Raw genomic sequence first — 23,259 nt, forward strand, 5'->3', positions numbered from 1 at the left:
CCCAGACGACACTCCAAACCGCAGGATTACGGGACATCACGGTGAGCGGGTAGGCCTGGCGGGCGCGTCGACGCGGAACGAGGGGAGTTGCGCCCGGAGTCGGCGCCGGTAACAGCGAGGCGACCCTGCGTCTGCCGTTCTTCGACAAGGAGCACAGCATCGGGCTCGTGCACGATGCCCTCGACCGGAGCGCCATGCAGGTACGGCTCAGGGTCGAGGGCGTCGCGGGCCGAGCGCCACGCGGGAGGTGTGGCGTCAGACGGTGCAGCGGCCCAGCGCCTCGCGGGCCGCCGAGTGGGCCGCCCGGCGGTCCTCGTCGACGAGGCCGATGCGCGTGCGTCGGTCCAGGACGTCCGACTCGTCGAGGGCGCCCTCATGCCGAACTGCCCACACCAGTTCGGCCCCGGTGACAGGGTGGCCCTCGACGACCGGCCGGTTCAGGGCGGGGTCGGCGAGGCCGAGGGCGTGGACGGCCGGGGCTTCGGCCCCGTAGCGGCGGACCAGGCGCCGGGGCGCGTCCAGCCGCGCGAGCGTACCCGTGGAGGCGGCGCCGATCAGGGGTACGGCGGCCGTACGGCAGGGGCCGGCGGTCAGGCGGCCGGACACGAGAGCCGCGTCGACGGCGTCCTCGGCCATCCGCCGGTACGTGGTGAGCTTGCCGCCGACGACGGTGACCACCCCTTCCGGTGAGGTGAGCACCGCGTGCCTGCGGGAGATGTCGGCCGTACGTCCCTGGCCGGCGGCGCCGTCCGGACCCGCCGCGCGGGTGTCCAGGAGAGGCCGGAGTCCGGCGAAGGCGCCGACCACGTCCTGGCGGCCCAGGGGCAGGTCGAGGGCGGAGCCGAGGACGTCGAGGAGGAAGCCGATGTCCGTCTCCGGCACCTCGGGCACGTCGGGGACCTCGCCCTCGACCGGCTCGTCGGTGAGTCCCACGTAGACCCGGCCGTCGCCCTGCGGCAGGACGAGGACGAACCGGTTGGACTCTCCGGGGATGGGGATGTGCATGCCGGCGGTGAGGCTGCCCAAATCCTGCGAACCCAGGACGAGATGGGTTCCGCGGGAGGGGCGCAGGCGGATGTCGTCGACCAGCCCGCCCGCCCACACCCCGGCGGCGTTGATGACGGTGCGCGCCCGGATGTCCAGCTCGTCGCCCGTCACCTCGTCGCGGACCCGGGCGCCGGCGCTGCTCAGGGCGAGTGCGCGGGTACGGGTGAGGATCCGGGCCCCGTGGGCCGCGGCGGTCCGTGCGACGGCGGTCACCAGGCGGGCGTCGTCGGTGAGTTGGCCGTCCCAGGAGAGCAGCCCGCCGCGCAGCCCGGTCGGCCGCAGCACCGGGGCCATGTGCCGGGTCTCCACGGCGGAGAGCGTGCGGGGCGCCGGCAGCGCTGTGCGCGAGGTGCGGGCACAGGCGCGCAGCACGTCGCCGGCCCGGAAGCCCGCCCAGGCCAGTGCGGCCTGCCCGCGGGAGACCAGGGGGGTGAGCGGGAGGACGAAGGGCTGGGCCCGCACCAGATGGGGCGCGGTGCGCTGCATGAGGATGCCCCGTTCGACGGCGCTCTCGTGCGCGACGTCCAGGTGACCGGTCGCGAGGTAGCGCAGTCCGCCGTGGATGAGCTTGGAGCTCCACCGGGAGGTGCCGAAGGCCAGGTCATGTGCGTCGATCGCGGCGACGGTGAGTCCGCGCGAGGCGGCGTCGAGGGCTGCGCCCGCGCCGGTGGCCCCGAGGCCTACGACGAGGACGTCGACCTCGGTTCCGTCGGCGAGTTCGGCGAGCTCCCGGCTACGGCGTGCCGCGTTCAGCGAGGAGGCGGCGGGGGTGGCGGGAGTGGCGGCGGGCCTGTCCGGGCTGCTCATGGTGCGAGGGTCCTCTCCAGGATGATCCGCAGTTCGTCGAGGAAGGCGGCTTCGGTGAGTCCGGGGTCGGCCTCGTCGGTCATCGTGCGCAGCGAGAGTGTGAAGGACTGCACCACGAGCAGCAGCGAGCGGGCCTGGCGGTCGGTGTGGATGCGCCGGACGGACCCGTCGGCGTGCCCCTCCTCCAGTCCGCCGGTGATGAGTCCCAGCAGCGCGTCCTGGCTGGCGCCCCGGCGGTCGAGGACGTAGGGCAGCAGCAGTTCGGGGTCCACGTCGATGATCTTGTGGAAGAGCGGGTGGGCCCGGAAGGCGGCGACTCCCGCGACCAGTCCGTCGACGAGCCGCGTCCGGGCGAGGGTGCAGGGATCGTGGTCGGGCATGGCGCCGACGGCGAGGGCGATCCACTCCCGCGTCATCAGGTCGCCGACCAGGGTGCGCACATCGGGCCAGCGGCGGTACAGCGTCATACGGGAGACCCCGGCGCGCCGGGCGATGTCGGTGAGGGTCGTCCTGCGTACGCCGACGGCCAGGACGCAGTCGCGTGCGGCGTCGAGGACGGTGTCTCCGTCCGAATGGTTGTGACGAATGGGCGTCATCTGTCACAGTGTAATGCCAGTGCAGGCCGCGCGGCAGTGCGCCCCGCGAACCGACCGTGAGGAAACAGCCCAAGTGGACATGTTGTGGAGCGGCTGGGGCGACCCGGCCAAGGCGGCCCCGCTGCCGGACACGGTGATCGGCCTGCTGCGCGATCTGCTCGGCGTGACGCCGCGCGCCGGCGCACCGGCCTCGCTCGACGCGATCGACGTCCCCGCCTCCGATCTGACCGACGCGGTACGCGCGGCGCTCGCCGAGTGCGTGGGCGACGCGGCCCATGTGCGCACCGACGCGGAGAGCCGTATCCGCCACACCCGTGGCAAGTCGACGCCCGACCTGCTGCGCATCCGGGCCGGCGAGGTCTCCGACGTCCCCGCGGCCGTCGTGCTGCCCGCCGGCCACGACGAGGTGGTGGCCGTGCTGCGCGTTTGCGCGGAACACGGGGTCGCCGCCGTCCCCTTCGGCGGCGGTACGTCCGTCGTCGGCGGCCTGGCACCCGAGGGCAAGCGCTGCTTCATCGCCCTCGACCTGCGCAGGCTGGACGCCCTGCTCGCCCTCGACGAGGTCTCCCGGACGGCGACCCTGCAGCCCGGTCTGCGTGCGCCCGAGTGCGAGCGGCTGCTCGACGAGCAGGGCTTCACCCTGGGGCACTTCCCGCAGTCGTACGAGTGGGCGTCGGTCGGCGGTTTCGCCGCCGCCCGCTCCAGCGGCCAGGCCTCGGCCGGCTACGGCCGCTTCGACGAGATGGTGCTCGGCCTCACCGTCGCCACGCCCGAGGGGACGCTGGAGCTCGGCCGTGCTCCGCGCTCTGCGGCAGGCCCCGATCTGCGGCAGCTGATCCTCGGCTCGGAGGGCGCCCTCGGTGTGATCACCTCCGTCACCGTACGGATCAGGCCGCGGCCGGCGACCAAGGTCTACGAGGGCTGGCGCTTCCCGTCCTTCGAGGCCGGGGCCGACGCCCTGCGCAGGCTCGCGCAGGACGGCCCGCGGCCGACCGTGCTGCGCCTGTCGGACGAGACCGAGACCTTCATCGGCCTGGCGCAGCCGGACCGGATCGGCAGTTCGCAGGCACAGCCGCCCGCCGGCTGCATGGCGATCGCCGGTTACGAGGGCACCGAGGAGGACACCGCCGACCGTCGAGCGCGGGCCCGAGAGGTGCTGCTCGCCTGCGGCGGTGAGTACGTCGGCGAGGAGCCCGGCGACCGCTGGGCGCACGGCCGCTACAACGCCCCCTATCTGCGCGACGCGTTGCTCGACGCCGGCGCGTTCGCCGAGACCCTGGAGACGGCCGCCTTCTGGTCGGCCCTGCCGGGCCTCTACGACGCCGTGCGGCAGGCGCTCACGACCACACTGACCGAGGCCGGCACGCCGCCCCTGGTGATGTGCCACATCTCCCACGTGTACGAGAACGGCGCGTCGCTGTACTTCACGGTGGTCTCGGCCCAGGGCGACGACCCGGTCGCCCACTGGGCACCCGCCAAGCGAGCCGCCAACGACGCGATCCTGGCCTCGGGCGGCACCATCAGCCACCATCACGGCGTCGGCACGGACCACCGTGACTGGTACGCCGAGGAGATCGGCCCCGTCGGGGTCCGTATCCTGCAGGCTCTCAAGGCCGAGCTCGACCCCGCCGGGGTACTCAACCCCGGCGTCCTCATCCCCGTCCGCTGACCGGCCCCAGCCTTCCGGAGGCGCATTCATGCGACAGTTCACCGCCGTCGTCAACCCCGCCGCGGGCGGGTCGAGCGGCACGGCGGCCCTGCTTCCGCTGGCCCGCCTGCTGAGGGAGGCCGGGGCGCGGCTCGACACGCAGTACAGCCGCAGCCTGGAACACGCGCGGGAGGTGGCCCGGCAGGCGGGCGGGCAGGGCCATGTCGTGCTCGCCGTCGGCGGCGACGGCATAGCCGGCTGCGTGGGCGGGGCCCTCAGCGGCACCGACGCCGTCTTCGGCCTGGTACCCGCCGGGCGGGGTAACGACTTCGCCCGGGCACTCGGCCTGCCGTCCCAGCCCGAAGCCCTCGCCGAGCTGCTGCTCAACGGCTCCCCGCGGCCGGTCGACACCATCGAGGTGACCTCCGCCGTCCACGACGCGACGTCCGTGCTCGGCAGCGTGTACGCGGGAGTGGACGCGGTCGCCAACCGGCACGCCAACACCTCCCGGCTGCTGCGTGGAGCCGCCTCGTACTACGCGGGCGGTCTGCGTGCCGTGGTGGCGTGGCGGCCCGCCGCGTACCGCATCACCATCGACGGGGCCGAGTACGAACGGCGCGGCTACACGGTCGTGGCGGCCAACTCCGGCTTCTACGGGTTCGGCCGCAACATCGCGCCGGGCGCGCGGGTCGACGACGGACTCCTGGACGTCGTTGTCATACGGCACGCCCCCAAGCGGCTGTTCTTCACGATGATGAACGAGCTCAAGACGGGCGCTCACCTCGAACGGCCCGAGGTGGAGATCCTGCGCGGCAAGGAGGTACGCATCGAAGCGGACCGTCCCGTCCCCTACGGCGCGGACGGCGAGGTCGACGCGTCGCTCCCGGTGACGGCGCGGGTCCAACCCGGTGCGCTCAACGTGATCTGCTGACAGGCCGGAACAGCGCCGCTGCCGCCGGCCCGGCTCCCCGCACCTGACCGGTTCCGACGATTCGTCTCCCGTTCACAACTCACCATGCGTTGTGCGCCGGCACCGGGGCACCCGCCGTACCGACCGACCCGACGGGCGGTCGGTACGGCGGATGATCGGGAGGTTGCAGGTGGCCGTGGCGTGGTGGCGGCGCGTCGGGTGGGAACTGTCGGCGGTCGGGGCGTCCGTACGCCGGGCCCTGACGACATCGGGGTCCGAACGCGACCTGGCTGTCCAGTCGCTGAAGGCCGCCGGAGCCGCGATCCTCGCGTGGGCGCTCGTGGGGTGGTGGTGGCAGGCGCCGATGGCACTGATGGCGCCCTGGACGGCCGTGGTCCTCGTGCAGAGCACCGTCTACCGCTCGCTGCGCGCCGGAGTCCAGCAGCTCGTCGTCATCGGCGTCGGCACTGTGCTCGCGGCCGGTGCCGCCGCGCTGACCGGCAACACGATGGCGGCGATGGCACTCGCCCTGCCGCTGACCGTGCTGCTAGGGAACTACCCCCGCTTCGGTGACCAGGGCATCTACGCCCCCACGACGGCCGTGTTCGTCCTGGCCTACAGTTCGTTCTCCGGTACCGCCGTCTTCCACCGACTTTTCGAGGCGCTGGTGGGGGCGGTGATCGGAATCGGCGTGAACGCGCTGATCCTGCCGCCCGTCCATCTCCGCAACGTGAGCGCCGGCCTGGACCGGCTCGGCCGTGACAGCGCGGCGCTGCTGCGCGACATGGCGCAGGACGTGGAGAACGGCTACACCCGGGCGAGCGCCGAGCAGTGGTACGAGCGTGCCTGGCGGCTCGCCGGCCCGCTCCAGGGCCTGCGCGACGCACGCATGTGGACGGACGAGAGCTACCGCTTCAACCCGGGGCGCCGGCTGCGGCGTCGGCCGCAACCGCCGCCGCGCGAATGGGACTCCTACTGGTACCGGGTGACCGACCATCTCGAGTCGGTCACCGGGATGCTGGTCGACACGGCCGGCGACTGGCGCAAACTCGCCGCACCGCCGGAACAGGTGCTCGGCTGCCTGCCGGAGCTGTTCCGCGCGATGGCGGACGTGTGCGAGGCGGACCGGGCCGCGGTCACCGCGTCCCGGCCCGACGGCGATGCACGGGGCCAAGCGATGGAGCGGGCCTGGGAGACCCATCGCCGGCTCAAGGCCCAGATGCTGGACCACGATCACGATCGTGAGATCGCGACAGCGGTGGGCGGGCTGGCGGCGCAGACGCAACAGCTGCTCTACGTCCTCGATGCGGGGCGGGACCTCGATGCCGGGCGCGGCGCGGCCCACCCGGCGTGACGGGGCCCACCCGGCGTGAGGAGCGTCAGCAGGCCCAGTCCTTGTCGAGATCGAGGTCACCCTGTCGCGGCTGGGTGAACGAGAACCAGTTGCCCGAGTCGTCGCGGAAGATCGCCTCAGTGCCGTAGGGGCGTTCCTGCGGCTCCTGCAGGAACTCGACGCCGCGAGCCTTGAGCTTCTCGTAGTCGCCGTGGATGTCGTCCGTGGTCAGGACGCCCGCGCCGAGAATGCCCTTGGAGACGAGAGTCTTCATGGCTTCGGCCGACTCGGGGTCCATCGAAGGAGCGCCCGGCACCATCAACGTCAGCTCGACATCGGGCTGATCCTTGGCGCCCACGGTCAGCCAGCGCATGCCGCCCTCGCCCATCGTCATGTCCGTGCGCACCTCGAGGCCGAGCTTCTCGGTGTAGAACTCCTTGGCCCGGTCCTGGTCCAGCACCCAGACGGTGGAAATGGCGAGGCCCTTGATCATGTCGTGCTCCTGGAAGGTGTGATGTTCTCCGGCTCTGCCACCGTAGGCAGCGGCTGCCTCAGCATGCTTCTTCAGAATTGCGGGGCTCTGCAGAACTCACGTCCTGCCCGGCCAACGGACGCGCAGGTGAGAAGCCGCCGGCCCAGAGCATCGCGTAACACCCGGGGATGAGCCCGGCGCCGCCGCCGACGTGCTTGGCGCGGTACTCGCTCGGCGACAGACCGGTCTGCTTCTTGAAGCGTGCGGAAAAGGTCCCCAGGCTGCTGAACCCGACGAGGGTGCAGATCTCGGTGACGGACAGATTGGCGGTGCGCAGCATCTCCTCGGCCCGCTCGACCCTGCGCCGCGAGAGGTACCGGCCGGGCGTCTGCCCGTACACCGCCTTGAACGCCCGCACGAAGTGATAGCGGGAGTATCCGGCGTGGGCGGCGATCGCGGCGAGGTCGAGCGGCTCGGCCCAGTCGCGGTCCATCGCGTCCTTGGCCAGTCGCATGTGCCGGAGATGGGCCAGGTTCGTCACGTTCCCATGCTGGCACGGGGCACTGACAGCGGGGTGACCACGATCCGAGGCGGCGCGGGAGCGGGCGGGGATTGACCAGGATAGGAACATCTGCTCGGATTATGCTGTTTTCATCGCCTCCTGGTCGTGATCGAGTCGACTCGTCCACGGCCGAAGTCCTGGCTACGGATTCCGGCTGCTCATGATCCCTTCCCGTGTGGTTCTCCCCGCTCTCGCGGGCATCCTCGGCGCCGTCCTCGCGGGCTGCACCGGCGCCCCCGCCGAGGGGTCCGCCGCCGTTCCCGCCGCATCGCCCGCCCCCGCGCCGGCCCTTCCGCTCACCACGGACCCGGCCGCCGCGGCGTCGCCGACCGCCGCCGGCGCCTCCGGGCCCGGCGCCGGCGCGCCCTCGGTGCCCGCCAGGTCCTCCGAGCCCGCGGCGCACAAGGCCGACCCCCGGACCGAGACCGCTGTGCTGTCCATACCGTCGATCGGTCTCACCGACCTGCGTGTCGTCCCGTACGAGGGCACGACGGACGACTGGCCGGGAACACGAATCCAGAACCGCGGCGTGGCTGCCAGCCCGTACGGCGACCGAGGCGGTGTCGGACCGGGCGAGATCGGCAACTACCTGGTCACCGCCCATCGTCTGTCGGCCGGAGGGCCACTGCGGGACCTGCCGTCCGTCGACAGGGGCGACTCCGTGTTCGTCGCCGCCGGTGGTTCGGTGTACGAGTACGTGATCACGGAGACCCGGCAGACGTCCTTCCGTTCCGAGCGCTCGCTCGCGGAGCAGCGGGCGCCGGTGCCCGGCCATCCCGGGGAGCGGCCCACCAAGGCGATGATCACGATCTCGACCTGCGCGACGCCGGAGGACGACGCGGCCGGCAACTTCTGGCGCGACGCCAAGGGCAATCCCGAGCACCGCATCGACAAGATCGGCGTGCTGCGGGACGTGTCCGAGCGGTAGAGCCCCGAGGGGCCGTAGAGCCGCCGATGCGCATACGCCCGGGCGACGCCACCGGCCGGGCCCGTGGGGCGCCCCTGCCGGTGGCGTCGGCGAGTCCGGTCAGCCCGCGTCGAATCGGTCCCAGACCCGGTGCCTGCCGAGCAGCCGGGTGATCACCTGCAGCGTGCTGTCGCCGCTGTCGCCGCTCACCACCCCGGGCGCGTCGGCCGGTACGCCTGCCGCTTCGAGGACCCGGTCGGCGCCGGCCCAGCCTCCGATGGCTTTGCCGTGCCGGAATGCCTCGGACAGCATCAGCAGCACCCTGGGGTCCACCCCCGCGTTCCGCCCTGCCGGGTCCCCCGCTTTGGCGTCCCGGGCGCCGAGCGCATCGGCCGCCGGGCCCGGCGCCCCGGCGAGCAGGAGGGCGTCGAACTCGATCGAGCGGGCGGTGGCGAAGGTGCGCTGCACCGTGACCGGCTCGCCCCCGGCCCCGAGTTCCCCTCCGGCGGGCGCGACCACCAGCGGGACCATGCCCGCCTCGAGCACGGCGCGGCGCACGGCACGGACGCCGTCGAGGTCGCAGCCCGCGTCGGCGACGATGCCGATGACGCGGCCGTCCAGCGGCCACTCCCGTCCGATCTGCGACAGAGCCGGGCTCGGTTCGACGTTCGCGAGCGGTTCCGTCGCCTCGGGCGCGGGCAGGCCGAGGCCGGCGGCGACCCCGGCGCACAGCTCGGGGTCGATGTCGGCGAGGACGCGCAGCCCTCGTTCCTTGATGGCCTGCTCGTAGCACTTGCCCAACTCGAAGGAGTAGGCGGCGATGATGTGCTCGCGCTCCACGGGGGACATGCTGAGCCAGAAGCGCCGGGGCTGGCTGAAGTGGTCGGCGAAGGAGTCCGGCGCCTCGCGGACCTTCTTGGCCGCCGGGATCTCGCGGGGCACCTCGATGTACGCGCCCGTGTCCGCGCCGGCCTGGAAGGGGCAGCCTCCGTCGAGGGAGTTGGGCCGGTACGGGGCGGTGCCGCGGTGCACGGCCGTCTGGTGCATACCGTCGCGCAGCATGTCGTTGACGGGCGCGTGGGTGCGGTTGACGGGGATCTGGGCGAAGTTCGGGCCGCCGAGCCGGCTGATCTGGGTGTCGAGGTACGAGAAGAGCCGGCCGGCCAGCAGAGGGTCGTCCGTGATGTCGATGCCCGGGACGAGATGGCCGGGGTGGAAGGCCACCTGCTCGGTCTCGGCGAAGAAGTTCGACGGGTTGGCGTTCAGCGTCAACAGGCCGATCGGCTGCACCGGGGCCATTTCCTCGGGGACGATGTTCGTCGGGTCGAGGAGGTCGATACCCTCGAACATCTGCTCGGCGTTGTCGGAGAAGGTCTGAACGCCCAGTTCCCACTGCGGGTAGGCGCCCGCCTCGATCGCGTCGGCGAGGTCGCGGCGGTGGAAGTCAGGGTCCATGCCGCTCGTGATCTGGGCCTCCTCCCACACGAGGGAGTGGACGCCGAGCTTCGGCTTCCAGTGGAACTTGACCAGAGTGGTGGCCCCCTCCGCGTTGACCAGCCGGAAGGTGTGGACACCAAATCCCTCCATCATCCGGAACGAGCGGGGAATGCCGCGGTCGGACATGTTCCACAGCGTGTGGTGAGTGGCTTCCGTGTGGAGGGTGACGAAGTCCCAGAAGGTGTCATGAGCACTCTGTGCCTGCGGGATCTCACGGTCCGGGTGCGGTTTGCCCGCGTGGATGATGTCCGGGAACTTGATCGCGTCCTGGATGAAGAACACCGGGATGTTGTTGCCGACGAGATCGAACGTGCCCTCGCTCGTGTAGAACTTGGTCGCGAATCCTCGGGTGTCGCGGACGGTGTCCGCTGAACCGCGCGAGCCGAGCACGGTCGAGAAGCGCACGAAGACCGGAGTCTCCACGTCCTTGCGCAGAAATGCCGCCTTGGTGATCTGCGCGGCGCTGCCATAGCCCTTGAAGACACCGTGTGCGGCGGCTCCGCGCGCGTGGACGACCCGCTCAGGAATGCGCTCGTGGTCGAAATGCGTGATCTTCTCGCGCAGATGGTGGTCCTGCAGCAGAACCGGCCCACGACTGCCGGCCTTCAGGGAGTGGTCGCTGTCGGGAAGCCGCGTGCCCTGCGCGTTCGTGAGATACGCGCCGCCCTGGGCGAGGGCCGCCGGATCGGCTCCGGTTTCCTGGCCCGTCGGGCTCACGGTCGCAGGCCCGCTCTGGTCCGGCTTCGGCGGCAGCGGTTCGCGTGGTTCGGTCGGCTCCTCGAAGGCCGGCGACTGCGGCGCCGGCCCGCCGGGGATGCCGTCTTCGGGGCCGGAGTCGTTCCGGTTCATGCGTCCTCCACGGATTCGGGCGGCAGACGCCGGAAGGGGCGCCTCCACCTCGGGCATACCCGGCCGATTCTTCTGCCGCGACCGGCCGAAAGCAGCATGAGTACCCCCATCCCGGTGGATGACGCAGACCGGGGCGGAGCCATCCGGGGTGCGGTCGGCGCCGGCTACATTCCGCCCGCCACGCGAAGGATCGCGCCGGTCGCGTACGACGCGTCGTCGGAGAGCAGCCATGCGACTGCTCCCGCGATTTCCTGCGGCTCTCCGGCGCGGCCCATCGGGACGTTGACGGCGACCTTCGAGGGACGCTCCGGGTCCTCGTGGAAATCGGTCCAAATGGTGCCGGGCGCAACGCAGTTGACGCGGACACCGTCGGCGGCGACCTCCTTGGACAGGCCGATCGTCATGGCGTCTACGGCGGCCTTGGTGGCCGCGTAGTGGACGTACTGGCCGGGGCTGCCGAGGGTCGCCGCGGCGGAGGAGACGTTGACGATGGCACCGCCGCCGGACCGGGTCATGTCGCGCACCGCACGGCGGGCGCAGAGCAGGTAGCCCCAGACGTTGACCTCCAGGGCGCGGCGCATCCCGCCGGCGTCGGCGTCGGCGAGGCGGCCGTTGGGGCCGCTGATACCCGCGTTGTTCACCAGTCCGGTCACAACGCCGAGTTCTGCGGCACTGTCGAAGAGGCGGTCGACGGAGGCCTCGTCGGCGGTGTCGACCTGGACGGCGAGGGACCGGCGCCCGGCCGCGCGCACGGCCTCGGCCACGTCGTGCGCGGCGGACGCGTCGGACCGGTAGCCGACCACGACGTCGTGGCCGTCGGCTGCGAGGCGGGTGCAGACCGCGGCGCCGATGCCGCGGCTGCCGCCGGTGACGATGGTGAGGTGCTGGGACAAGTGGGCCTCCGGTCACGGGGGCGGTGCGGGGCGTTCCGACTCTAGAACGCCGGGCCCTGGACCACGCTCCTGCCGGGCCTTCGGCCGGCCCGACGGAGTGCGCGTCCAGCGACTGCTGAGCCGGCGTCACTGCTGCGAGACCTGGGATCGCGTGCGCTCACGTGCGTCCGTCACAACCCTTGACGCATGGGACGGACGTCATCCATGATCCCGCTGGAAACGATTCCATGGAATCGTTTCCGCCCACTCTCCCAACACCCCGCCCGGCCGGCCTCTGAGCGGCGCCGTGCCCGAAAGGCACCCATGGACACGAGTGTGACCATCAAGGACGTGGCAGCGCGAGCGGGTGTGTCCGTGGGTACCGCGTCGCGTGTGCTCTCCGGCAATCCGGCAACCTCCGCCTCGGCTCGCGAGCGGGTCAACCAGGCCGCCACGGAGCTCGGTTACCGTCCCGACGCCCGTGCGCGCGGCCTGCGGTCGGCCCGCAGCCATGCCGTCGGGCTGCTCGTCTCCGACGTGCGCAATCCCTTCTTCGCCGACGTCGCCCACGGAGCCGAACAAGCGGCGCTCGCCTCCTCGTACGTGACCCTGCTCGCCAACGCCAACGAGGACACGGCACAGCAGGACACCTACCTGGAGGCGTTCCTCACCCAGCGGGTCGACGGCATCATCATCGCCCCGCAAGGTGAAGGCAGCGGGAACCTGCGGGCGCTCGAACGGGGCCGTACCCCGCTCGTGTTCGTCGACCGGACCGTCGAGGGGTTCGAGGTGCCCAGCGTGACGGCGGACAACGCGGAGGGGGTCGACCTTGCGGTCGCCCACCTGGCCGCCCAGGGGCACACCCGAGTCGGATACATCGGAGGGCCTCCGTCGGTGTCGACCGGACGCGCGCGGCACGACGCGTTCCTCGCCGCCGTGGCACGGCACGGGCTCGACCAGGATCCGGAGCTCATCGCCGTCGGCGACTTCCGCAGCGCGAGCGGCAGCGCGTCGGCCGCGGCGCTGCTCGCGGCGGACCGTCCCCCGACAGCCCTGCTGGCCGCCGACAGTCTGATGGCGGTCGGCGCCCTGGGCGAGGTACGGCGCAGGGGCCTGCGCATCGGAACGGATCTGGCTCTGGTCGCTTTCGACGACATCGAGTGGTTCGGGGAGATCGATCCGCCCCTGACCGTGGTGGCCCACGACGCACGCGCCCTCGGAGAACGGGCGATGCGGCTCCTGCTGGAGGTCATCGAGGGCGGCACGGGTGAGTCCGTGGTGCTCCCGATGCGGCTCGTGGTGCGGGAGTCCTCGACCGGGCGGCCCGCCGACTGACCTTCCCGTCCCCGGAGGCCCGGGGATCCCCACCGCCTCACACCTCGTCAGAAAGGACCTGCCATGCGTATCGCACTCGGCAACGACCACGCGGGCCTCGGGCTCAAGGATCATGTGCACCAAGAGCTGCTCCGCCTCGGGCACGAGGTGCTCGACCGGGGCGTGGGCACCGATACGCCCGTCGACTTCCCGGACGTCACGTTCGCCACCTGCGACGCCGTACGCAAGGGCGAGGCGGACCGGGCAGTGCTGGTGTGCGGCACCGGCGCAGGCGCCCTGATGGCGGCCAACAAGATCGCCGGTATCCGGTGCGGCCTGGGCCACGACGTCTACTCCGCCCACCAGGCTGTCGAACACGACGACGCCAACGCCCTCGCCATGGGCGCCTGGCTGATCGGCCCCGGGACGGCGACCGAAGTGCTGGAGGCGTTCCTCGGGGCGACGTTCGACAACGACGACGACACCGTGCGGCGCGTCGCCAAGCTGCACGAGCTGGAACTGCGGTCCGCGCGCGAGCTCGCCGACCGGCTCTGACCGCCCGCGCCCCATCCTCTGGGCGGCCCGTTCCTCCCACCGCACGCATCCCTGCCGGCGGTCCGCCGTTCCCGAGCCGGCCCGCAACGCAGTCCCCGTTCCCTCCCGCGAAAGCGCCCCCGTCCCCTCCCCTCCCGTCCCCTCCCCTCCCCTCCCCTCCCCTCCCCTCCCCTCCACGACAACCGGCCCCTCCCATGGCCGGCGAGCTGAACCGTCCCCCGCGCATACCGCCATCAAAGGAGATCCCGGCATGAGCGCGCTCAGCACATCCCCCGCGCCGGACGCCCGACCCGGCCGCATCAAGACCGCACTCGCCTCGGCAGCAGGCACCTGTGTGGAGAACTACGACTTCGTCGCGTACGGAACCGCGGCCGCCCTCTACTTCGGCGACGCGTTCTTCCCCGACTCCGATCCCGTGGTCGGCACCCTCCTGGCCTTCGTCACCCTCGGCGTCGGCTTCCTCATGCGACCCATCGGCGGAGCCCTCGGCGGCTATCTCGGCGACCGGTACGGACGTAAGCCCGTACTCGTCGGCGCGCTGCTCACCATGGGCGTCGCCACCGTCCTGATCGGGCTGCTCCCCACCTACCAGCAGGTCGGCGTGGTCGCCCCGGTCCTGCTCGTCGCGATCCGCTGTGTGCAGGGCCTCGCGTTCGGCGCCGAGTGGGGCGGAGCCGTGATGATGACGTACGAGCACGCGCCCCGCAGGCGGCGCGGTCTGTACGCGGCGATACCCCAGGCCGGCAACCCGCTCGGCATCGCGCTGGCCAACATCGCCTTTCTGCTGTCCGCCTCCCTCGACGGCGACTGGGCGTGGCGCCTGCCGTTCCTGGCCAGCTCCCTGCTGATCGTCGTCGGGCTCGTCGTCCGGATGAAGCTCAGCGAGTCACCGGAGTTCGAGACGGCCAAGGCCGAGGGCGGCACGGTGCGCAACCCGCTCGCCGCCGTGCTCCGCGACGACTGGCGCAACATCCTCCGCATCATCGCCCTGCGTGTGGTCGAGTCCTGCGCCTACTACCTCACCGCTACGTACCTGCTGTCGTACATCACGGACCGCGACCCCGACGACCGCAGCGTCGCACTCGCCGGCGTTGTCATCGCGAGCCTGCTGGCCGTCGCCACAACGGTCCTGTCCGGCGCCCTGACCGACCGTGTCGGGCGTCGGCCGGTCTATCTCGTCGGTTGCCTGCTCGCGGTGGCCTTCGGCATCCCGATGTACATGATGGCCAACACCGGCGCCCCGGCTCTGATCGTGCTCGTCTTCCTCATCGCCATCGGTGTCATCCACGCTGCGCTGACGGGTACTCAGGCGGCTTGGTTCGCCGAGCTGTTCCGCACCGGCACCCGCACCTCGGGAGCCTCCCTGGGATACCAGACCGCAGCATCGGTGGCAGGCTTCGCACCGTTCATCGCCGTGCTGCTCGCCGACTCCTTCGGGTGGTGGGGTCCCGCCGGCTTCTACGTCGGCGTGGCCGTCATCGGCCTCGTGGGCGTGCTCGTGACGCGCGAGACGTGGGGCCCCGCGCAGCGGGCGGTCCCCGACGTCGGGACGCTCGCCACCCTCGACGGCCTGCCCGCCCAGCAGGGCTCTCGGAGCGACATGCCCCAGAAGCGCCCCTGACGCGGCGAGAGCAAGCGCTCGGCGGGGCGGCGGGGCGGCGGGACCTCTTGGAGGTTCCGCCGCCCCGCCTTCCGCTTTCGGCAAAGGGTCACGTTCCGAGGGGTACCGCGCCCGGCCGTCGCACCATGTAGACGTCAATCGGGTCCTGAATCTCCACAGTGAATCCGTGGCGCTCGTACAGCCGTCGGGCGGCGCTGCCCTGCAGAACGTTCAGGCGGGCGAACGAGCCGTCGGCATCGGTCCGGTCCAGCAGTGTTCGCAGGACAGCCGAACCGAGCCCCCGACCCTGGACTTCCGGGGCGAGATAGAAGTGCTCCAGCCACTGCCCGCCATCGGCCGGACGCAGTGTGACGCAGCCCGCGAAGGCGCCGGCGACCAGGACGACCGACGTGTGCTGCGGGGAGAAGGAGTCGCGCAGCCGCTGCCGGACCCGATGCTCGTCGAACCGACACAGCCGTTCCAGGTCCGGGCGCATCACCACGGCCCGCAGCTCCGCAATCGCCTCGACGTCTGCCGTCCCAGCGGGCCTCGTGACCCATTCCAGGGGCCGCTCCGTCTGTATCGCGTCTGCCTTCGTGCGTGTGTCCACGGCCGGATCATGCCACTGGGCTGCCGACGGACGCCGCACTTTCGCGCACATGGGCACGGAGCGTGAGATTCGTCGACCGTGAGTCATGCGGACGCCCCGGAAGGACGCCGCGGCTGTGATGCCCCGCATAGGGCCCACGTCACGTCCTAAGGGAGGTAGTGGACCAACCGGCCCTGGATCCGGCACCAGGGCGCGCGGGCCAAACCATTTCGGACATTTGCTCTGTAGTCGGGTAGTACGTCACATCCTTGCGCTCCGTTCGAAGCGCCCCTAACCATGGCTGTCGTTCCGGGGAGCCCGGCGCAGGGCCGGACAGCAGAACGTGTCCGCTCGACCGCTCCGGCCGCCAGGTGGAGATCTCCTCCGCCTGTGCCGCACCGCATCACCGCATTCGGTCGGCATCCCCACGTTGTCTTCAGATGGAGTTACCCCCGTATGACCGCCACCACCAAGAACACCAGCAGCCGCATCGCCCGATTCCGCAAGCTCTCCGTCGCGGGCATAGCCACGGCGGGTGCCGCAGCAGCGGCCCTCACCCTGGCGCCGTCGGCCGCCCAGGCTGCACCGGTGTCGGCGAACGTCGCGGCGGCCCAGGTGTCGGCGGCGGACGCTCCGGCGAAGAAGGCGAAGAAGCAGTACGCCGACAACCTCGACGGCTGGATCAAGGAATCCCTGGACATCATGAAGTCCAAGGACATCCCCGGCAGCTACGAGGGCCTGCACCGCAACATCATGCGTGAGTCGTCCGGCAACCCGAACGCCCAGAACAACTGGGATGTGAACGCGCAGAACGGCACGCCGTCGAAGGGCCTGCTCCAGGTCATCCAGCCGACGTTCGACGCCTACCACGTGCCCGGCACCCCGCATGACCTGACCGACCCGGTCGCCAACATCACCGCGGCCGCCAACTACGCGGCCGACAAGTACGGCTCGATCGACAACGTCGACTCCGCCTACTGATCCTTCCCCCGGCCCGAGTCGCGCCCCGCTCGGTCATTTCCGGGCCGGGAAGGCCCGGTCCCCCACACGACCCCGGTCGCGGATTCCCGCGGCCGGGGTCGTGTGCACGCGGGCCCGGCCGGGCGGCTCGGGGTGGCCCTGCCTGCCCCGTTCCCGGCCGGGGCCGGGAACGGGGCAGGCAGGGCCGTACGAGCCAATCTCGCGCGCCTGCCACCCACCCGCCCGGGCCACGCCGTCGGCGTTCGCTACTGTCCCGACCTGTTGATCTCCGGAGCGGTTCGCGCCTTTGGAAGAGGTGGAGCAGCAGGTGCCCCGATTCAGCCGCGTTCCCCGATTCAGCCGCGTTCTGCGTGGACTTTCCGTCCTAGCCGTCGCGATCGCGGCGGCCGCGCCCGCGCCTCTCGCCGCCGGGTCCGGCCAGGAACCGCCTGCGGACGTGTACCGGCTGCTGGAAGATCCGCGAGTGACCGGCGTCGGCCAGGAGCCGCCGCACGCCCCGCTGATTCCGTACGCCGATGCCCGCGACGCACTGGACGGCGGGGACGGCGAGGACGGCGGCGAGAATGGCACCGTGTGGACGGCGTCACTCGACGGCACATGGAAGCTGCACATGTCAGAGCGCCCGGAGGACGTCCCCGAGGGCTTCGCCACGGGGGGATATGACACCGGCGGTAGCGGCTGGCGCAGTGTGAAGGTGCCGCACACCTGGCAGACGGACGGCCTCGATCATCCGGTGTTCCGCAACATCCCCACCGAGATGTATCCCGACGCCCCTCCGAAGGTGCCGCATGACGTCAACCCCACGGGCGCCTACGTCCGCACCTTCGATCTCCCCACGAGCTGGGAGCGGCGGCGTACGTTTCTGCGCTTCGACGGCGTCACCAGCGGCTTTCTGGTGTGGGTGAACGGCGCGTACGCCGGCTACGACCAAGGCGGCTACACCCCCGCGGAATTCGACATCAGCGAGCATCTGCGGCCGGGCAGGAACACCGTCGCACTGCAGGTGCACCGCTGGAGCGCGGGATCCCATCTCGAGGACTACGACCAGTGGCGATTCGCCGGTGTCTTCCGCTCGGTCGGTCTGTACTCCACCCCTGCGACCTATCTGCGCGACATCACGCTGAGGACGGATCTGGACTCCGCCCACCGTGACGCGCGGCTGACCGCCGAGATCGAAGTCGCCGCCAAGGGAGAGAAGGGTGAGGCGGTGGCCACGGGCACGCGTCGGGTCACCGCGACACTCCACGACCACAGCGGCCGCCGGGTGACCACGTTGTCGGGCTCGGTGGGCCCGGGCAAGGGCTCCGCTTCGGTCACCCTCACGGCCGACGTGGACGATCCCGCGAAGTGGACCGACGAGACGCCGAACCTGCACCGGCTCGTGGTGCAACTCCACGGCCCGGACGGCAGGGTGACGCACACCACCGTCCAGCCGGTCGGATTCCGCGAGATCGAGATCAGGGACAGGCAGCTCCTCGTCAACGGCGAACGCATCCTCGTCAAGGGCGTCAACCGCGCCGAGACCGACCCGCGGACCGGGCGCCATTCGACGCGCCGACGCACCGAGTCCGACGTGGCCCTGATGAAGCGGCTCAACATCAACTCCGTGCGCACCGCCCACTACCCGTCCGACCCCTACCTGTACGAGCTCGCCGACGAGCAGGGGCTGTGGATCGACGACGAGGTGGAGGTCGAGACCCATCACCACGACCGCTGCCCCCACGACTGCCTTGCCGATCTCCCCGAGTGGCAGGCCGCCTTCATGGACCGGCTCACCGGCATGTACGAGCGGGACAAGAACCATCCGAGCGTCTTCATGTGGGACACCGGCAACGAAGCCGGGCTGGGCAGGGCGCATGACGCGATGGCCGCGTTCCTCGAGCGGAACGACCCGTCGCGTCCGGTCTATCACCAGCCCAACACCCCTGACGGGGACGCCCCGTTCGCTGATGTGTGGGGTCCGCGCTATCCCTCGCCGGCGAGCCTGGAGGCGAAGGCGAAGGTCACCGAGAAGCCCGTCATCATGGGCGAGTACGCGCACGCCATGGGCAACTCGCTCGGGAACTTCCGCGAGTTCTGGAACGTCGTGCGCGCTTATCCACAGGTCCAGGGCGGCTACATCTGGGACTGGGCGGAGCAGAACATCGAGCAGCCGCTGATCACCACGCCCGACTCCTCCGGCAACGGCATCCTGACCTTCCTGACCGGAATGCCGGACCATGTCGCCGGGTACCGCGGCAAGGCCCTCGCACTCTCCGGACTCGACGACTTCGTGGAGGTTCACCGGGCTCCCGAGCTCGACCGGGTCGCGGACGCCCTCACGGTGGACGCCTGGGTCGAACCGGCCGACTGGACCGGCGACTTCACGATCGTCGCCAAGGGCAGCCACAGCTACGCGTTGCAGATGAGGGACCGGGACACGCTGGAGTTCGTCGTCCACGGCGGCGGCTCACGGCACATCGCGGCGGCGGACGTCCCCCGCGACTGGTACGGCAACTGGCACCGCGTCTCCGGCACGTTCGACGGCTCCGCGGTCCGGCTGTTCATCGACAGCGAGCACGCGGCGGAGACCAGGTGGAAGGGGATGGTCACCTACTCCGCCCAGCCGGTGAACATCGGCCGTGACCCGGAGAGCGACCAGGAGCACACCCGGGGCCGCATGGCTCACGGCACGATCGACCAGGTCCGTGTCTACCACCAGGCCCTCACACCGCGCCGCCTGGCCGACGACCCGGCGGCGGAGGCGGTCCTCGCCCTGGACTTCGACGAGCTCACCAGCAAGGGCGAGTACTACTCCTACGGCGCGGGCACCAGCGGCGTCGACGGTGTCGTCTCCGCGGACCGGACCGTGCAGCCGGAAGCACGGGCGATGGCGGCAGTCCACGCGCCCGTCCGCTTCTCGGACGCCGGCGCCGAGCAGGGCAGGATCGGCGTCCTCAACGAGCGTGCCTTCACCGGTACCGAGGACCTGCGGCTGCGGTGGAGGATCATCGAGGGGGCGAGGACGCTCGCCAGAGGCACCAGGAGCTTCCAGGTCGCCCCCGGGGAGACGGCGCAGGTCCGGCTGCCGACGCCGCCGGCCAATCCGAAGGGCGCCGACCGGAGGCTGACCGTCGAGGCGGTGCAGGCGGTCGACACCCCCTGGGCGGAGGCCGGGCACGTGGTCGCCGTCGAGCAGTTCGGCATCGGCGGCCGCCGGCTCGCGGGGGTCGTGCGGGCCGGCGCGCCCGGCCCTCTGCGCACGGGCGGGGACGGCGACCTGCTCACGGTATCGGGCGACGGTTTCTCCTACGCCTTCCGGCGGGACAGCGGCGAGCTGGTCTCCATGAAGTCCGGTGGACGTGAACTGCTCAGCGCCGGGCCGCGGTTGGATGTGTGGCGGCCGCCGGTCAGCAACGAGGTGGCTTCGGAGGACCGGCCGTGGCGCGCGGCCGGCCTGGACCGGCTGAGGACGGTGCCGGGGAAGGCACACATCGCGGTGGAGGAGGGAGCGGTCACCGTCACGGCCCCCGGCGCGGTCGCTGCCCCCGGTGTCAAGGACTCGTCGTTCCGGCAGGGCCTGCGGTACACCGTCACCGGCAGTGGGGAGTTGCGGATCGACCACCGGGTGGAGGCGCGGGGCCGGGCCCGCAAGGTGCCCTACCTGCCGCGGATCGGGCTGTCCCTCCGGATGCCGGACGGCTTCGACACCTTCACCTGGTACGGGCGCGGGCCGCAGGAGAACTACAACGACCGCGTGGACGGCGCTCCCGTCGGCGTGTACGCGACCGACGTGGACGAGCAGTTCACCGCCTACCACCAGCCGCAGGACTACGGGAACCACGAAGACGTCCGCTGGGCGTCGCTGTCGGACGGCCGGAGCGGTCTGCTGGTGGCCGGGGACTTCTCGGCGAGCGTGACGCCCTACACCGATATCGACCGTGCCGCGTATCCGTTCGCTCTGCAGAAGGATCCGGAGGGCAACACCCTGCACCTGGATCACGCGGTGAGCGGCGTGAGCGAGACGTTCCACACGGTGCTGCCCGAGTACCAGGTGGAGCCCGACCGGGAGTACGCCTACACGCTTCGGCTGCGCCCCCTGACCGGCGCGGAGGCGCGGAGGGGCATCCCGCGCGGGCCGGTGGTGTGCACGCCGGACGTGGCACTGGCGGCGGCGCGATCCGGGCTGGCGACGGGCGAATCGACCCGGGCGACACTGACGGTCACCAACAGGTGTGACACCCCTCTGCGGGCCGTCGCCGCGGCGCTCGATCTGCCCGGCGGATGGTCCGCGGCGGACCGGTCGTTGAGGCTCGGCGATGTCGAGCCGGGCGGGGCCGTGTCGGCGGGCACTGTGATCACGCGGCGTGCGGGCAGCTCCGACGGCAGACGGCCGGTCGTTGCACAGGTGTCCGCCACCTCCGTGGACGGTGCGAGGGTCGGCGGCGAGGGCGTGGCCGAACTCGAGGGCACCCCGCCCCGCCCGACCGACGACGTGCCGGTGTCGGCGCTGGACTTCGTCGCGGAGGACAACGGCTGGGGTCCGGTCGAACGGGACACCGCCAACGGCGAGTCGCTCCCCGGTGACGGCGGCCGGCTCTCCGTCGGCGGCACAACGTACGAGCGCGGCCTGGGGGTGCACGCGTTGTCGACGGTGGAGGTCCATCTGGGCGGCAACTGTTCGACGTTCACCGCCGATGTCGGTGTGGACGACGAGACGGGCGGGCGCGGCAGTGTCGTGTTCGAGGTGTACGCCGACACGAGGCGCGTCCATGTGACCGACGTGCTCAGGGGCGGAAGTGCGGCCGTGCACGTGCAGGCGTCCGTCGCCGGTGCGCAGCGGCTGCGTCTGCGGGTGACGGGCGGCGGCGACGGCACCGCGCACGACCACGCCGACTGGGCGGCGGCCCGCCTGCGCTGTCGGGCGGGATGAGCGCGGCGCTCGGGGAGGGGCGGCTCGGGACTCGGGCGGGTGCGAGTGGTCCCGGCCGCTGCAGGGACTACTTGTCGACGTCCTGCGGGTACCAGCGCAGCTCGACGGTGTTGCCGTCGGGGTCCTGCACGTAGATCGACTGGGCGTTTCCGCGGGCGCCGTAACGGTCGACCGGCCCCTCCAGGACGGTGAAGGTCCCCGAGTCGATGACCTCCTGCCAGTCCAGTGGGTCGACGACCAGGCAGATGTGGTCGACGTTGGACTCGCCGCGGGGCCGGCTGACGAAGTCGATGATCGTGGTCGGGGTGATCCGCACGGAGGGGAACGGCGCCTTGCCGGCCCGCCACTCGTCCACACGTACGGGCTCGAGACCGAGCAGTCCGCAGTAGAACTCCAGGGTGCGCTCCACGTCCTGGACATTGAGCACCAAGTGGTCGAAGTCCTTCACTCGCATGGTTCGGTCCTCCCCTGTTCACATTCGATCCGGACAAGATCCTCACCGACCGGCACCGATGCCCGCAAGGCCGCGTCCGCCCTTACGGTGTCAACGGCGCCGTCCCGACGCCGATCGTCGTGGAGCTGCTCCAGGCGGCGCTGAAGCAGCTGCAGCGCGCCGCGCTGGCGGCCCGGTATGCGTCGGCGCAACGCGACCAGCGCGGGGGCGAGTTGACGGGCCCGGACTGCGTCCCGGATCTGCTCCCACTGATGGTGGGCGCGGTCCACGGCCGCCTCCACGTCCGGATCGTCCACGGTCTGCTGCCTGCCGAGGCGGACGTCGGCGGCGGTCATCCACAATTCGCAGCTGCGCGCCGGTTCCTGGGCGAGGCGCGCGAGATCCGCGCGTACTTCCAGCCAGTGCAAGGCCTGCGGCGACCCGGGGCCGTGGGCGCGCAGCGCCTCGTTCTCGCGCGCCGCGGCGGCCGTCGCGGCCTCCGCGTGGCGTCCCGCCGCCGCGGCGGCGAGTATCGCCGGGTGCGGGTCACTCCCGTCAGGCGGCGGCGCGGTGGGAGCGGCGGGCAACGGCGCGGTGCGCGACGCGTTCACCGGTCTCGGCACGGACACCGGCGCGTCTGGTCGCGGGTGCACGGGTTCGGTGACGGTTCCCGGGCCTGCCGCGAAGATCAGTGCACCGTCGGCGCCTGCCTGCATGACCACTTGTTCGTGCAGCTGCGGAAGCGGCGGCCGCGCTCCGCTGCGCCAGATCGCGGCCAGCGCCTTCAGGTAGAGGGGGGTTGCGACGGTGCGGCGACCGGGGGCGGGCGCGATCCTTCCGTACACCTGCGTTCCGGGACCGAGGTCCGTGTGGCCGCCGGTCACCTGCCCCCAGGCTTCCGTGTCGGCGACGAGATCGAGGACCACCGTGGTGGTGCCCGGGCGTCTGGCCTTGATCTCACCGGCCAGCCAGTGCCAGGGCAGGGCGGTGTAGCGCAGGGTCGTCTGCGCCGTACGGCCGAGGGCGAGGTGCAGCAGCCGCTGCTTGCGGTCCACGTGCAACTGCCCGGCGAGATACAGGTGCAGCGGTCCCGGCGCTGCGGCCGCGGCGCGTATGCGGGTGAGAACGGTCTGGGGGTCGAGAGGGTCCGCGAGCTCGATCACCGTGGCCGCGGTGGCGCCCGCCGTACCGGCGAGGACGTCCGCCGGGACGGCCGCGAGCGCGGGCAGCGCGGACGCGGCGTCGATGAGACGGCCCCTGCCCGCGGGAGCGGCTGCGAGGAGCAGCGCGGTCCCGGGTGCCGTATTCTCCCGGTTCCCCCGGTTCTCCCCTGTGATCACCACATCAGCACCGTACCCGGTCCCGCGCCCGGGAC

General features: G+C 71.7%; 18 protein-coding genes. 9 read left to right on the forward strand and 9 right to left on the reverse strand.

Annotation, left to right across the window (positions count from 1 at the left end):
* Positions 1-255: 255 nt before the first annotated feature.
* Together ACIQ7Q_RS20645 and ACIQ7Q_RS20650 are read right to left on the reverse strand one after the other, a co-directional pair.
* Complete coding sequence (locus ACIQ7Q_RS20645; RefSeq protein WP_403863824.1) at positions 256-1,854, reverse strand: glycerol-3-phosphate dehydrogenase/oxidase; 1,599 nt, start codon at positions 1,852-1,854, stop codon at positions 256-258.
* Positions 1,851-2,450: a TetR/AcrR family transcriptional regulator gene (locus tag ACIQ7Q_RS20650; protein ID WP_403863827.1), complete on the reverse strand. Its 600-nt coding sequence runs from the start codon at positions 2,448-2,450 to the stop codon at positions 1,851-1,853. The genes ACIQ7Q_RS20645 and ACIQ7Q_RS20650 overlap by 4 nt, the downstream gene beginning before the upstream one ends.
* A gap of 73 nt (positions 2,451-2,523) precedes the next feature.
* Here ACIQ7Q_RS20650 and ACIQ7Q_RS20655 point away from each other — a divergent pair, with 73 nt between their 5' ends.
* From ACIQ7Q_RS20655 to ACIQ7Q_RS20665, 3 genes are all read left to right on the forward strand, one after another.
* On the forward strand, positions 2,524-4,119 hold the full coding sequence (locus tag ACIQ7Q_RS20655) for an FAD-binding oxidoreductase (protein WP_403863830.1): 1,596 nt from the start codon (positions 2,524-2,526) through the stop codon (positions 4,117-4,119).
* Between the two features lie 28 nt (positions 4,120-4,147).
* Positions 4,148-5,029 (forward strand): diacylglycerol/lipid kinase family protein, encoded by an 882-nt coding sequence (locus ACIQ7Q_RS20660; RefSeq protein WP_403863832.1) that lies wholly within the window; start codon positions 4,148-4,150, stop codon positions 5,027-5,029.
* A gap of 169 nt (positions 5,030-5,198) precedes the next feature.
* Positions 5,199-6,362: an aromatic acid exporter family protein gene (locus ACIQ7Q_RS20665; protein WP_403863835.1), complete on the forward strand. Its 1,164-nt coding sequence runs from the start codon at positions 5,199-5,201 to the stop codon at positions 6,360-6,362.
* 25 nt (positions 6,363-6,387) lie between these two features.
* Here the strand turns inward: ACIQ7Q_RS20665 and ACIQ7Q_RS20670 are convergent, their stop codons facing one another.
* Positions 6,388-6,834 (reverse strand): VOC family protein, encoded by a 447-nt coding sequence (locus ACIQ7Q_RS20670; protein ID WP_403863838.1) that lies wholly within the window; start codon positions 6,832-6,834, stop codon positions 6,388-6,390.
* A 58-nt stretch (positions 6,835-6,892) separates the two neighbouring features.
* Positions 6,893-7,306, reverse strand: coding sequence for a helix-turn-helix transcriptional regulator (locus tag ACIQ7Q_RS20675; protein WP_403864780.1), 414 nt, complete (start codon positions 7,304-7,306; stop codon positions 6,893-6,895).
* Positions 7,307-7,535: 229 nt separating this feature from the next.
* Here ACIQ7Q_RS20675 and ACIQ7Q_RS20680 point away from each other — a divergent pair, with 229 nt between their 5' ends.
* Complete coding sequence (locus ACIQ7Q_RS20680) at positions 7,536-8,303, forward strand: class E sortase (protein WP_403863841.1); 768 nt, start codon at positions 7,536-7,538, stop codon at positions 8,301-8,303.
* A gap of 99 nt (positions 8,304-8,402) precedes the next feature.
* Here the strand turns inward: ACIQ7Q_RS20680 and ACIQ7Q_RS20685 are convergent, their stop codons facing one another.
* On the reverse strand, positions 8,403-10,628 hold the full coding sequence (locus ACIQ7Q_RS20685) for a catalase (RefSeq protein WP_403863844.1): 2,226 nt from the start codon (positions 10,626-10,628) through the stop codon (positions 8,403-8,405).
* Between the two features lie 164 nt (positions 10,629-10,792).
* On the reverse strand, positions 10,793-11,521 hold the full coding sequence (locus tag ACIQ7Q_RS20690; RefSeq protein WP_403863847.1) for an SDR family oxidoreductase: 729 nt from the start codon (positions 11,519-11,521) through the stop codon (positions 10,793-10,795).
* A gap of 303 nt (positions 11,522-11,824) precedes the next feature.
* Between ACIQ7Q_RS20690 and ACIQ7Q_RS20695 the strand changes: the two genes are divergently transcribed.
* The 3 genes from ACIQ7Q_RS20695 to ACIQ7Q_RS20705 all read left to right on the forward strand — a co-directional run bounded on the left by ACIQ7Q_RS20695 (position 11,825) and on the right by ACIQ7Q_RS20705 (position 14,990).
* A complete protein-coding gene (locus ACIQ7Q_RS20695; protein WP_403863850.1) occupies positions 11,825-12,835 on the forward strand; it encodes a LacI family DNA-binding transcriptional regulator in 1,011 nt (336 codons plus the stop codon).
* A 63-nt stretch (positions 12,836-12,898) separates the two neighbouring features.
* Positions 12,899-13,369, forward strand: coding sequence for an RpiB/LacA/LacB family sugar-phosphate isomerase (locus ACIQ7Q_RS20700; RefSeq protein WP_403863853.1), 471 nt, complete (start codon positions 12,899-12,901; stop codon positions 13,367-13,369).
* A gap of 250 nt (positions 13,370-13,619) precedes the next feature.
* Complete coding sequence (locus ACIQ7Q_RS20705) at positions 13,620-14,990, forward strand: MFS transporter (RefSeq protein WP_403863856.1); 1,371 nt, start codon at positions 13,620-13,622, stop codon at positions 14,988-14,990.
* A gap of 88 nt (positions 14,991-15,078) precedes the next feature.
* On the opposite strand, the gene ACIQ7Q_RS20710 is transcribed toward ACIQ7Q_RS20705, so the two are convergent.
* A complete protein-coding gene (locus ACIQ7Q_RS20710) occupies positions 15,079-15,579 on the reverse strand; it encodes a GNAT family N-acetyltransferase (RefSeq protein ID WP_403863859.1) in 501 nt (166 codons plus the stop codon).
* A gap of 435 nt (positions 15,580-16,014) precedes the next feature.
* On the opposite strand from ACIQ7Q_RS20710, the gene ACIQ7Q_RS20715 reads away from it, so the two are divergent.
* Positions 16,015-16,539 carry a transglycosylase SLT domain-containing protein gene (locus ACIQ7Q_RS20715; RefSeq protein WP_403863862.1) on the forward strand — a complete coding sequence of 175 codons (525 nt, stop codon included), beginning with the start codon at positions 16,015-16,017 and terminating at the stop codon, positions 16,537-16,539.
* Positions 16,540-16,846: 307 nt separating this feature from the next.
* On the forward strand, positions 16,847-21,451 hold the full coding sequence (locus ACIQ7Q_RS20720; protein WP_403863864.1) for a glycoside hydrolase family 2 TIM barrel-domain containing protein: 4,605 nt from the start codon (positions 16,847-16,849) through the stop codon (positions 21,449-21,451).
* A 67-nt stretch (positions 21,452-21,518) separates the two neighbouring features.
* On the opposite strand, the gene ACIQ7Q_RS20725 is transcribed toward ACIQ7Q_RS20720, so the two are convergent.
* On the reverse strand, positions 21,519-21,905 hold the full coding sequence (locus ACIQ7Q_RS20725; RefSeq protein WP_403863867.1) for a VOC family protein: 387 nt from the start codon (positions 21,903-21,905) through the stop codon (positions 21,519-21,521).
* Positions 21,896-23,227: a hypothetical protein gene (locus tag ACIQ7Q_RS20730; protein ID WP_403863870.1), complete on the reverse strand. Its 1,332-nt coding sequence runs from the start codon at positions 23,225-23,227 to the stop codon at positions 21,896-21,898. The genes ACIQ7Q_RS20725 and ACIQ7Q_RS20730 overlap by 10 nt, the downstream gene beginning before the upstream one ends.
* Between the last annotated feature and the right edge of the window lie 32 nt (positions 23,228-23,259).

Source organism: Streptomyces sp. NPDC096176 (assembly GCF_044763255.1).
GTDB lineage: Bacteria > Actinomycetota > Actinomycetes > Streptomycetales > Streptomycetaceae > Streptomyces.